Below are 11,955 nucleotides of genomic sequence, written 5' to 3' on the forward strand. Positions count from 1 at the left end.
TGTTTAAAATTTACAATTCTATTCGATTAATGTAATTCAAAGCACTGTTTTTATCTTCTAAAGCATTCAAAACATCAAATACTTTATCAGACCAGCCGGCTATTAAATACACATCGTTTTTTTCGATGTTTATTGGTGCCTGACCATAACCAGCCAAATCAAACAAATATAATTTTGCGTTTGGTGCAATACTTTTGTAACGATTCCAGGAGTTTGCAAATGAGTCTTTTGTATAAGTATTATTCCACATTTGAACATCGGTAAACAACATTACTTTATCTACAATTTCTTTTCGGCTGATTAAATCTTCTAAAACCAAATGACCGTTTGTAGCGTAACCTACTTCACCTTCACGTTTGTAATATTCGTTAACATTGGCCAATATGCTTCGTTTTGGCATATTGATTATTTTCCAACGATCACCAAACATACCACTAACAACATTTTTACAACGGCTTTGCATCAACATACCCAACATCAAACCGATATCATAAAGCAATACTTTACTTTTTGGTGAAATTGGCTGCTGCATTGAACCCGAAACGTCGCACGCAATTACAACTGATGTGTTTACATCAAAACCTTTTATGTTTTGAGAACTTACAGTTACAGAATCTTCTAAAGCATCTAAAACCATTGAAGTATATTTGAAATTCAAATCTTTCAATTCACGATACGCTGCTAAAAATCGGAAAGGTAATTGTTTTGAGTTTGCGACTGCTTTTTCGTTAGAAAGGTAATCGCAAACTTTTTGCATATGAAAACCAGAAACATTGGCACTTAAGATATTTCGTAAGTTACGTAACAATGCCATGTAACCTATTTTACCGCTGTCAATCAATTCTTCCCATTTTTGTTTGAATGCTCTTTGTTTTTCAGTTTCGTTATAAAATTTAATTTGACCTAATTGCGATAACTCAGTTTCCCAAGTATATGGCGTTTGCAAAGTATCATTTACCAATTTATTAAAGATAACTTGTTGCGCTTCATCTTTTGCTTTTGGATGAACTAAAAACAAAGCATCTTTTAATTTAACCACACCATCGCGATTGTATTTTGCAAATTGGTATTCGTCAAATTTGTTGAATGAAACGGCTAAACCTTTTTGTACTTGTTTGGATAAACGGTTTAATTTTTTAACACCATTTCGTTCGTTTGCCATTTGGTAATATGCCAACAATTCTGTTATCTCGTCTGCACGTTGTATAACATTAATTATCATTTTACTGATTAATGAATCGCCAGAATAAATCTTAGCCAATTCGACGATCAAAACCAATGGCACAGAACGCATATGCATTTCGTTTCGTGCATAAACCGCCAACTTTGCTACAAACATCGGATTACATTTTTTAATCAGGTTTTTGATTCGCTCTAAACGAGTTGTATCTTTTTCATAAAATGAAGCACTTAAGCTTGTTGTTACAACTGCTGCGTACAATTCGTATTCTGATGTTAAAGAAAAAGCCGGTGCATTTTCATGATTAACTATATTTTTTTTCTCTTTTGCTAAAAAATTAAATTTCATAATTTCTGGTTTTTAAAAATTAGACAATGGTTATTGTTTTATTTCTTGAGCAAAGATTTCAAAGCCACTACGCAATTATTTTGCGTAGTAAAAAAAGAATTTTAAATTTGAGTAAAAAACAAGATGAATCTACAGGGAATTTATTCTGATTTACTCTCCAACATTGGCTATTCAACAAATGAAATTCAGCAGAACTGGCTGGATTTAGAAAAGGCATATTCCAAAAAATCAAGGCATTATCATAATCTCACGCATTTAGAAGAAATGATTGAGCTTTTTGAAGCCTATCGAAACAAACTTGGGAACCCCAACGAAATATTATTTTCTATTTTTTATCATGATATTGTCTATTCAGCTTCCAAAAAAGATAACGAACTCAAAAGTGCCGAATATGCTTTGTCTGTTTTACCTGAAAACGTCAATCTAAATAAACAATTAGTTTTTGATGCAATCTGCGCAACGCAACAGCATCAGCAAAATGCAATTGAAGATATCAATTGGTTAATCGATTTTGATTTGAAAATCCTCGCTAAAGATTGGGAAGATTATAAAACCTATTTTGAACAAATTAGAAAAGAATACCGCATTTATCCTGATTTTCTCTACAAACCCGGACGCGCCAAAGCGTTGAAGCATTTTTTGGAGAATGAATTTATTTTTCAAACCAATGAGTTTAGAAGTTTGTATGAAGAAAAAGCTCGGGCTAATATTGAAAAAGAGATAAAGTTATTAAGCTAAAAAATCGAATCTGGCAAAGGCGCGAAGTCGCAAAGTTTTTTTTCACGCAGATTTTACAGATTTGAGCAGATCTAAAAAGATTTCTATTTTTTCAAATAATCTGCTGAATCTGCATAAATCTTTTTTAATCTGCGTGAAATAATCTTAACAAATCTTTTAATTAGAAAATCTTTGCGACTTCGCGTCTTTGCGAGCAAACACATACAGCCATGTCACAAAACAAAAACGCCTTAATTCGGTACAAAACCATTGACAAATGCCTTCAGAATAAATACAGGCAATGGACACTCGAAGATTTAATCGAAGAATGTTCTGAAGTTTTATCCGAATACGAAGGACGCCAAAGCCCCATAAGCAAAAGAACAATTCAGATGGATATTCAGCTGATGCGGAGTGAAAAACTCGGTTATAATGCGCCAATTGTCGTTTACGATAAAAAGTATTATAAATATGAAGAAGAAGATTTTTCGATAACGGATATTCCTCTGACGGAAACCGATATGAATGTTTTGACTGAAACAGTTTCAATGCTCAAACAGTTTAAAGATTTCTCCTTATTTAATGATGTATCGGATATTTTACAGCGATTGGAAGATAAAATCTACGCCGAAAAGTCGCATACAAGACCTGTAATTTATCTGGATAAAAATGAAAAGCTAAAAGGACTTCATTATTTAGACGAAATCTATCAGGCGATTATCAAAAAGATGGTTCTGATTATTACGTATAAATCTTTTAAATCTGCTGAGGAAACGAAATTCCATTTTCATCCTTTTATATTAAAGGAATTCAATAATCGCTGGTTTCTGATTGGGAAGAAAAAAACGTCACAGCCGATTACCAATTTAGCGTTGGACAGAATCATCTCTATTGATTACGATTTTAACCTTCCTTATCTAGAAGAAGATTTTGATGCCGATGACTATTATAAGAATGTAATTGGCGTAACGGTTAATTCGGGTCTACAACCTAGAAGAATAGAATTATGGGTCGATGCTTCGAATGCGCCTTACGTAATCACAAAACCGTTGCATACTTCTCAACGTTTGATTAAACAAAATGAAGATGGGAGTGTCATTGTACATATATATGTAATACCGAATTACGAAATGGAAAGGCTTTTATTAGGTTTTGGAAGCTGTCTTGAAATTTTAAAGCCTGAAGGTCTGAGAAATCGTATGAAAGAAACACTTCAAAAAGCACTGGCTAAATATGAAGGGTAAATTCCGACGGAATAAAACCATATTCCTTAAAATAGAAATCAAACGCTTAATTATTATAACAACAATTATTGTTATGGTAAATTCATTAAAACTAAAAAAAAGAATGGTATATTTCAATTAAAAAGAATCCTCTAAAACCCACAAATTCAAAAGCATTTACTAATTAACCTAAAATTTATGAAAAAATAATATGCATGCATAGTATTTTTTGATTATATTTGAAATCGATATAGTTACCTATGAAAGACAAAACAATAGATTATATTTTGAGAGCTACATGGCAGGCTGTTTCCAGAATGTATAACGAAGAAGCTGCGAAGTACGATGCTACCATGGCAACAGGATTTGCTCTTTTAAGTATGGATAAAGAAGAAGGAACTCCATCAACCGCTTTAGGCCCGCGAATGGGTATGGAAGCAACCAGCTTAACAAGAACCTTAAAATCTATGGAAGAAAAAGGTTTAATTGTTCGCAGAAAAAACCCAAGTGACGGCAGAGGTGTTTTAATCTACCTGACCGAATTTGGAAAAGAAAAAAGAGATTTATCTAAAAATACAGTTCTGAAATTTAATGAAACCGTTAGAAAACATGTATCAGACGAAAAACTGAAACATTTTATCGAAGTTTCTGAAATCATCAATGAATTAATTCAGGACAAAAATATATTCAATCACACGAGCGCCAGCGAACTGGCGAAGCAAAGAGAAAACACAGAAAATGAATAGTTTCAAATCAGTGAAACCATTCAAATTCTAGCAATAAAAACAATTAACAAATATGAAACGCACAATTAAAAAAGTCGCTGTAATTGGATCCGGAATTATGGGTTCAGGAATAGCTTGTCATTTTGCCAACATTGGTGTTGAAGTTTTACTGCTTGACATCGTTCCCCGCGAGTTGACAGAAGCTGAAACTAAAAAAGGATTAACGCTTGAAAGTAAAGTTGTTCGCAACCGTATAGTAAACGAGCACCTGGCGAATTCATTAAAATCGAAACCATCTCCTATTTACAGTCAAAAATTTGCAAGTCGAATCACGACTGGAAATACAACTGATGATATGGCAAAAATTGCCAATGTTGACTGGATTATCGAAGTTGTTGTAGAGCGTTTAGACATTAAGAAATTAGTTTTTGAACAAATTGAAAAATTCCGCAAACCAGGAACTTTAGTTACTTCAAACACTTCTGGTATTCCAATTCACTTTATGAGCGAAGGAAGAAGCGAAGATTTTCAACAACACTTCTGCGGAACACACTTTTTTAACCCTGCGCGTTACTTAAAATTATTTGAAATTATCCCTGGTCCAAAAACTTCAACCGAAGTATTGGATTTCTTAAACGAATACGGATCTAAATTCTTAGGAAAAACTTCGGTTGTTGCTAAAGATACTCCGGCGTTTATTGGAAACAGAATTGGTATTTACGGAATCCAAAGTTTATTCCATTTAGTAAAAGAAATGGGATTAACAATTGAAGAAGTTGATAAATTGACTGGTCCAGTGATTGGTCGTCCAAAATCGGCTACTTTCCGTACGGTTGACGTTGTTGGTTTAGATACTTTGGTACACGTAGCCAACGGTATTTACGAAAACTGCCCGAACGACGAACAACACGAATTGTTTAAACTTCCAGATTTCATCAACAAAATGATGGAAAATAATTGGTTAGGAAGTAAAACTGGTCAAGGTTTTTATAAAAAAGTAGATGCAGCTATTCTTTCTTTAGACTTAGATACATTAGAATACCGCGCTGCGAAAAAAGCAAATTTTGCTACTCTTGAACTAACAAAAACTATTGATAAACCAATCAATCGTTTCAAAGTTTTAGTAAAAGGAACAGACAAAGCGGGAGAATTCTACCGCAAAAGTTTCGCTGGAATGTTTGCTTATGTGTCAAACAGAGTTCCTGAAATCTCAGACGAGTTATACAAAATTGACGATGCCATGAAAGCTGGTTTTGGATGGGAAAATGGTCCATTCGAAATCTGGGATGCTATCAGTGTTGCCAAAGGAATTGAAATCATGAAAGCAGAAGGTTTAGAACCAGCTGCATGGATTACTGAAATGTTGGCTTCCGGAAGCGAAAGTTTCTATACTGTAAAAGAAGGAGCAACTTATTTCTATAACATTCCAACAAAATCTCAAGTAAAAGTTCCTGGACAAGATTCATTCATTATTCTAAACAACATCCGCGAAAGCAAAAAAGTTTGGAGCAATAGTGGTGCAATCATTCAGGATTTAGGAGACGGAATCTTGAACTTAGAATTCCAATCTAAAATGAATACAATTGGCGGTGACGTTCTACAAGCTATCAATAAAGCAATTGACTTATCTGAAAAAGAATATCAAGGTTTGGTTATTGGAAACCAGGCAGCAAATTTCTCTGTTGGAGCTAATATCGGAATGATTTTCATGATGGCTGTTGAGCAGGAATACGACGAATTGAACATGGCAATTAAATTGTTCCAAGATACAATGATGCGTGTTCGTTACTCTTCTATTCCAGTTGTAGTGGCACCTCACGGAATGACTTTTGGCGGTGGATGCGAAATGAGCTTACATGCTGATAAAGTAGTTGCTGCTGCAGAAACTTACATGGGATTAGTTGAATTTGGTGTTGGTGTACTTCCTGGCGGAGGTGGATCTAAAGAAATGGCTTTAAGAGCTTCAGATTTATTCCGTAAAAATGATGTAGAATTGAACGTTCTTCAGGAACATTTCTTGACTATCGCAATGGCAAAAGTATCAACTTCCGGTTATGAAGCTTTTGATACTGGACTTCTTCAACATGGAAAAGATGTTATTGTAGTAAACAAAGATCGTCAGATTGCGGAAGCTAAAAAACATGCTTTGTTAATGGCAGAAGCTGGTTATACGCAGCCTATCAGAAGAACTGATGTTAAGGTTTTAGGTAAACAAGCTCTTGGAATGTTCTTAGTTGGAACTGACCAAATGGAAGCTGGAAAATACATTTCTGAGCACGACAAGAAAATCGCTAACAAACTGGCTTACGTAATGGCTGGTGGTGATTTATCTGAAGCAACTTTAGTATCTGAACAATATTTATTAGATATCGAACGTGAAGCTTTCCTGAGTTTATGTACAGAACGTAAGACATTAGAAAGAATCCAGTACATGTTGACTAAAGGAAAACCACTTAGAAATTAGAAAATAGAACAAAGAGAATAGAATATAGATTTAAGACTGAATAAAGTCTATTTTCTATACTCTATCTTCTATACTCTTAACAAACAAAACAAATGAAAACAGCATATATAGTAAAAGCATACAGAACAGCAGTTGGAAAAGCTCCAAAAGGAGTTTTTAGATTTAAAAGACCTGATGAGTTAGCTGCAGAAACGATCCAGTTTATGATGGATGAACTGCCTAATTTTGACAAAAAACGTATCGACGACGTTATGGTAGGAAATGCCATGCCGGAAGCTGAACAAGGTTTAAACGTTGGACGTTTGATCTCTTTAATGGGATTAAAAGTAGAAGATGTTCCTGGTGTTACGGTTAACCGTTACTGCGCATCCGGATTAGAAACTATCGGAATGGCAACGGCTAAAATCCAATCAGGAATGGCAGACTGTATTATTGCAGGTGGTGCAGAAAGTATGAGTTTTATTCCGATGGGAGGTTATAAACCAACTCCGGATTATAAAGTTGCTGCTGCAGGTCACGAAGATTATTACTGGGGAATGGGTTTAACTGCTGAAGCGGTTGCCAAACAATATAATGTTTCAAGAGAAGATCAGGATGAGTTTGCTTACAATTCTCACATGAAAGCGTTGAAAGCGCAGGCAGAAGGAAAATTCGATAAACAAATCGTTCCGATTACTGTTGAGCAGACTTTCATCAATGAAAATGGAAAAAAAGAAACTAAATCTTATGTTGTAAAGCAAGATGAAGGTCCAAGAGCCGGAACTTCTATCGCAGCTTTATCTGGTTTAAAACCTGTTTTCGCTGCTGACGGAAGTGTAACTGCCGGAAACTCTTCGCAAATGAGTGATGGTGCTGCTTTTGTTTTAATCATGAGTGAGGACATGGTTAAAGAATTGAATCTTGAGCCAATCGCCAGATTAGTAAACTTTGCTTCTTCAGGTGTTGAGCCAAGAATTATGGGTATCGGACCGGTAAAAGCAATTCCAAAAGCATTAAAACAAGCTGGTTTAGAATTGAAAGATATTGATCTGGTGGAATTAAACGAGGCATTTGCTTCTCAGTCTTTGGCTGTAATTCGCGAATTAGGTTTAAATCCGGATATCGTAAACGTAAACGGTGGAGCAATAGCCTTAGGACACCCGCTGGGATGTACGGGAGCTAAACTTTCTGTTCAGTTATTTGATGAAATGAAACGCAGAGGTAATAAATATGGAATTGTGAGCATGTGTGTAGGGACTGGACAGGGTTCTGCGGGGGTTTACGAAGTTCTTTAAGAAGAGAATAGAATATAGAGAATAGATGTTTTTCTTTGAGAATAAAGAGATATACTTTTTGGAATGATAAAATGTTTCAAAAACAAATAAAAATAGTATTAATCTTACTTTTTTATTTTAATTTCTTAACTTGACTCAAAAAACATGAGACATAATTATAAGAACTTAAAGATTTGGCAACTTGGAATTTCAATTGCTAATGAAATTTCAGATGTATTAATAGAATTTCCTAAACACGAACGATACGATTTGAGTTCTCAAATAAGCAGATGTTCGGTTTCGATGCCTAGTAATATTGCTGAAGGATCTTCAAGAACCGATAAGTCTTTTAGTCACTTTATAGACATTTCTCTTGGTTCTTCATTTGAGCTTATTACACAATTATTGATTGCTAAACATAGAAAATATATAAACGAGATACAATTTAACCAATTAGAAATTAAAATAGAAGAATTCCAAAGAATGACAATGGGCTTTCAGAACGGTTTAAAGTAAGCCAAGTATAAAATCTATTCTCTTTATTCTATTTTCTTTTCTCTAAAAAAAAATAAAAATGGCAGATACAATCGAAAAAAACGTAACCCGTGGTGGTCAGTTTTTAGTTAAAGAAACAAAATGCGAAGACATCTTTACACCAGAAGATTTTTCGGAAGAGCAATTAATGATGCGTGACTCTGTAAAAGAGTTTGTGGACAAAGAAATTTGGCCTAACAAAAATCGTTTTGAGAAAAAAGATTACCCATTTACAGAAGAAAGCATGCGTAAAGCAGGTGAACTAGGACTTCTTGGAGTTGCTGTTCCGGAAGAATATGGCGGATTAGGAATGGGATTTGTTTCTACAATGTTGGTTTGTGACTACATTTCCGGAGCAACAGGTTCATTCTCTACTGCTTTTGGTGCACATACAGGAATTGGAACTATGCCAATTACCCTTTACGGATCTGAAGAGCAAAAGAAAAAATACGTTCCGTTATTAGCTTCTGGAGAATGGTTTGGTGCTTACTGTTTAACTGAGCCAGGTGCAGGATCTGATGCTAACTCAGGAAAAACTAAAGCGGTTTTATCGGAAGACGGAAAATACTACTCTATTACAGGACAAAAAATGTGGATTTCGAATGCAGGTTTCTGTAGCGTTTTCATCGTTTTTGCTCGTATTGGAGATGATAAAAATATTACAGGTTTCATCGTAGAAAACGATCCTTCAAACGGAATTTCTATGAATGAAGAAGAGCATAAATTAGGAATCCGTGCTTCATCTACTCGTCAGGTTTTCTTCAACGAAACAAAAGTTCCGGTTGAAAACATGTTGTCTGAAAGAGGAAACGGTTTCAAAATCGCTATGAATGCTTTAAACGTTGGTCGTATTAAATTAGCAGCTGCTTGCTTAGATGCTCAAAGAAGAGTTACTTCTGGCGCTGTAAAATATGCTAACGAAAGAATTCAGTTCAATACTCCTATTGCAACTTTTGGAGCTATTCGTTCTAAATTAGCTGAAATGGCAACTAATGCATACGCTGGAGAAAGTGCTTCTTACCGTGCTGCAAAAGATATCGAAGATAGAATCGCTGCTCGTGAAGCGGAAGGAACTTCTCACCAAGAAGCTGAATTGAAAGGTGTTGAAGAATATGCTATCGAGTGTTCTATCCTGAAAGTAGCTGTTTCTGAAGACGTTCAAAACTGTTCTGACGAAGGTATTCAGGTTTTTGGTGGAATGGGATTCTCTGAAGATACTCCAATGGAAAGTGCCTGGAGAGATGCTCGTATCGCTCGTATCTACGAAGGAACAAACGAAATCAACAGAATGCTTTCTGTAGGGATGTTGATCAAAAAAGCAATGAAAGGACACGTTGATTTACTTGGACCAGCAATGAAAGTTCAGGAAGAATTAATGGGAATCCCTTCTTTTGATACTCCGGATTTCTCTGAATTATTCTCAGAAGAAAAAGTAATCGTAACTAACTTGAAAAAAGTTTTCTTAATGGTTGCCGGAAGCGCTGTTCAAAAATACGGTCCTGAATTAGATTCTCACCAGCAATTATTAATGGCTGCTGCCGATATCTTAATCGAAATCTACATGGCTGAAAGTACCATTTTGAGAACTGAAAAATTAGCCAAATCTCAAGGCGAAGATAAAGTTCAGGAGCAAATTGCAATGGCAAAATTATACTTGTACAAAGCTGTAGATATTGTGAACTTAAGAGGAAAAGAAGGAATTGCTTCTTTCTCTGAAGGAGACGAACAACGTATGATGTTAATGGGACTTAAACGTTTCACAAAATACACTAACCTGCCAAATGTTGTGGCACTAAGAGAAAAAATTGCAGAAAAATTAGTTGCAGAAAATTCATACTGCTTCTAATATCACAATAGTTTTTTAGCTTTTAATTTGTTAAAGCCGCATTTGTCCCGAAACAAATGCGGCTTTTTTGCGCTGTCTCATTAAAAAAGACGAAAACTATAATTTTATTAATCGGTTTTATCTTAAAATAAAATTTTAATTCAGTTGAACTTTTCCTTTATCCATTTCACCTATAAAAGGAATCGATTCCTGAATTTCATTACGAATTACGGTCTGCAAATAAACTTCTAACTGAATGAATTTTGCAGCATTTATTGCTCCTATCGCTTTTTTCGCCTGACCATAAGTTTTGGTAAATAATTTTTCATAATCCTGATTATTTTTCAGAGTTCCTTTGGCCAATTCATCTGCTTTCTCGTCAGTAAGAGTCGCATAGTTAATAGCGTATTCATTAATCAGTTTTAACTTTGTTTGTCCAAGTGTTTTTCGCGCGGCTTCATAATTTTCGTAAACTTTTGTAAAAGCTGTTTCCTGAGTATCAGACAAATTCATATATTGTTTTACAAGATCAGCTTTAGATTTTCCATAAATACTCTGAACTAAATCAATATCACTCTTAAATAAAGATTGGGCATACGATGAAAATGAGGCAATTGCCATAACAACAATAATACTTAACTTTTTCATGGTTTTGATTTTAAATTAATTTATAACATTTCTACATTTTATCAAATACACTTAGTTTTTAAACAGATTATTTCCCTTTAAAAGAAGGAATATTGGTATGCTGCTGTTATAGCATAATAATTCAGCCCGTTATTGGTATAAGCCCCTATATGATATTGAAATCTGAGTGATTGTCCTTTAGCTATTGGCGTAGAAAAAGTTCCGCCAATCCTCCAGTTATCAATTTCACTATCATCAGAGACTCCGTCTGTTATTGTTTTTCCTCCAAAAAACCAATTCGTATTAAAACCAAGCCACATACTGTTTTTAAAGTAATAACTTGCATGTCCCTGCAAACTATAAGTATGCTTCTGCTCCAGTTTTTTACCTAAAAAATCATCGTTATCAGTATAAAACCACATTCCGCCATAAAGCTCTGCATATACTTGTGAAAATCGTTTAGAAATACCTATTTCAGGTTTAAAAGCCCAACGGTTTGTACCAATATTAACTCGTTTGTCACCATAATATTTCCCTGTTGGAATTGAGGTTACCAAACTGATCCCAAAAATTGTCTTTTGCTCATAGTTTCTAAATTCAGACCTATCGAGAGCCGGAGACCCTAATAGATTGACACCAACTCTAATTTTTGTATCACCAAAACCTGTTCTGGAGCCTGTTATAAAATCCCCGCTTACATTAGCCGATCCATCCATAAAAGAATATGGCAATGCAACCTGTACACGTGCCAGTTTGTTAGCAATCCCAAAAGTTCTTACATAGGTAGCGAGTAAATTATGACTTTGAATTTTAAAATCAGAAATAGGTAATGATGGCTCTGTCAATACATTTCCGTCTAAATATGCATATCCAAAGCCAACAACATTTAAATCTTTAGGTACATTGGCATACACTCTGGGTTCTAAATCCTGGCCATGAACAAAAATTACAAATAAAAAAGAGTATAATGTAGAAAAATGCTTTTCTAATAAGGTATAAAATATTTTTTCTGTCATAAATTAATAATTTCAGAACATAATAATAAACTACAACCTCGTT

10 protein-coding genes are annotated in these 11,955 nt (G+C 34.6%); 7 read left to right on the top strand and 3 right to left on the bottom strand.

Translation table 11 applies throughout. The annotated features are described in order from the left end of the window. Positions 1–10 precede the first annotated feature (10 nt). The gene (locus GWR14_RS06510; protein WP_163408222.1) at positions 11–1,528 is read right to left on the bottom strand and encodes a TROVE domain-containing protein; all 1,518 of its coding nucleotides are present in this window, start codon (positions 1,526–1,528) and stop codon (positions 11–13) included. Between the two features lie 123 nt (positions 1,529–1,651). On the opposite strand from GWR14_RS06510, the gene GWR14_RS06515 reads away from it, so the two are divergent. The 7 genes from GWR14_RS06515 (at position 1,652) to GWR14_RS06545 (ending at position 10,290) form a co-directional block, all read left to right on the top strand. After that, positions 1,652–2,266 carry an HD domain-containing protein gene (locus tag GWR14_RS06515; protein ID WP_163408223.1) on the top strand — a complete coding sequence of 205 codons (615 nt, stop codon included), beginning with the start codon at positions 1,652–1,654 and terminating at the stop codon, positions 2,264–2,266. 209 nt (positions 2,267–2,475) lie between these two features. Then, positions 2,476–3,489, top strand: a complete 1,014-nt coding sequence (locus tag GWR14_RS06520) for a helix-turn-helix transcriptional regulator (protein ID WP_163408224.1) — start codon at positions 2,476–2,478, stop codon at positions 3,487–3,489. A gap of 239 nt (positions 3,490–3,728) precedes the next feature. Beyond that, a complete protein-coding gene (locus tag GWR14_RS06525; protein WP_163408225.1) occupies positions 3,729–4,214 on the top strand; it encodes a MarR family winged helix-turn-helix transcriptional regulator in 486 nt (161 codons plus the stop codon). A gap of 52 nt (positions 4,215–4,266) precedes the next feature. Beyond that, a complete protein-coding gene (locus GWR14_RS06530; RefSeq protein ID WP_163408226.1) occupies positions 4,267–6,657 on the top strand; it encodes a 3-hydroxyacyl-CoA dehydrogenase/enoyl-CoA hydratase family protein in 2,391 nt (796 codons plus the stop codon). Between the two features lie 92 nt (positions 6,658–6,749). After that, the gene (locus GWR14_RS06535; RefSeq protein ID WP_163408227.1) at positions 6,750–7,931 is read left to right on the top strand and encodes a thiolase family protein; all 1,182 of its coding nucleotides are present in this window, start codon (positions 6,750–6,752) and stop codon (positions 7,929–7,931) included. Between the two features lie 144 nt (positions 7,932–8,075). Then, positions 8,076–8,426 (top strand): four helix bundle protein, encoded by a 351-nt coding sequence (locus tag GWR14_RS06540; RefSeq protein WP_163408228.1) that lies wholly within the window; start codon positions 8,076–8,078, stop codon positions 8,424–8,426. A 58-nt stretch (positions 8,427–8,484) separates the two neighbouring features. Next, the gene (locus GWR14_RS06545; RefSeq protein WP_163408229.1) at positions 8,485–10,290 is read left to right on the top strand and encodes an acyl-CoA dehydrogenase family protein; all 1,806 of its coding nucleotides are present in this window, start codon (positions 8,485–8,487) and stop codon (positions 10,288–10,290) included. 135 nt (positions 10,291–10,425) lie between these two features. Here GWR14_RS06545 and GWR14_RS06550 read toward each other — a convergent pair whose 3' ends face one another. After that, positions 10,426–10,917, bottom strand: coding sequence for a hypothetical protein (locus GWR14_RS06550; RefSeq protein WP_163408230.1), 492 nt, complete (start codon positions 10,915–10,917; stop codon positions 10,426–10,428). A 77-nt stretch (positions 10,918–10,994) separates the two neighbouring features. Beyond that, a complete protein-coding gene (locus tag GWR14_RS06555; protein WP_163408231.1) occupies positions 10,995–11,912 on the bottom strand; it encodes a transporter in 918 nt (305 codons plus the stop codon). Between the last annotated feature and the right edge of the window lie 43 nt (positions 11,913–11,955).

The organism is Flavobacterium ajazii (genome assembly GCF_010614725.1).
GTDB classification, from domain to species: domain Bacteria; phylum Bacteroidota; class Bacteroidia; order Flavobacteriales; family Flavobacteriaceae; genus Flavobacterium; species Flavobacterium ajazii.

Excerpts from the sequence above, each read along its gene's own strand:
- GWR14_RS06555 (WP_163408231.1), bottom strand. The coding sequence starts at position 11,912 with ATGACAGAAAAAATATTTTATACCTTATTAGAAAAGCATTTTTCTACA.
- GWR14_RS06545 (WP_163408229.1), top strand. The coding sequence starts at position 8,485 with ATGGCAGATACAATCGAAAAAAACGTAACCCGTGGTGGTCAGTTTTTA.
- GWR14_RS06510 (WP_163408222.1), bottom strand. The coding sequence starts at position 1,528 with ATGAAATTTAATTTTTTAGCAAAAGAGAAAAAAAATATAGTTAATCAT.
- GWR14_RS06520 (WP_163408224.1), top strand. The coding sequence starts at position 2,476 with ATGTCACAAAACAAAAACGCCTTAATTCGGTACAAAACCATTGACAAA.
- GWR14_RS06535 (WP_163408227.1), top strand. The coding sequence starts at position 6,750 with ATGAAAACAGCATATATAGTAAAAGCATACAGAACAGCAGTTGGAAAA.
- GWR14_RS06530 (WP_163408226.1), top strand. The coding sequence starts at position 4,267 with ATGAAACGCACAATTAAAAAAGTCGCTGTAATTGGATCCGGAATTATG.
- GWR14_RS06515 (WP_163408223.1), top strand. The coding sequence starts at position 1,652 with ATGAATCTACAGGGAATTTATTCTGATTTACTCTCCAACATTGGCTAT.
- GWR14_RS06525 (WP_163408225.1), top strand. The coding sequence starts at position 3,729 with ATGAAAGACAAAACAATAGATTATATTTTGAGAGCTACATGGCAGGCT.
- GWR14_RS06540 (WP_163408228.1), top strand. The coding sequence starts at position 8,076 with ATGAGACATAATTATAAGAACTTAAAGATTTGGCAACTTGGAATTTCA.
- GWR14_RS06550 (WP_163408230.1), bottom strand. The coding sequence starts at position 10,917 with ATGAAAAAGTTAAGTATTATTGTTGTTATGGCAATTGCCTCATTTTCA.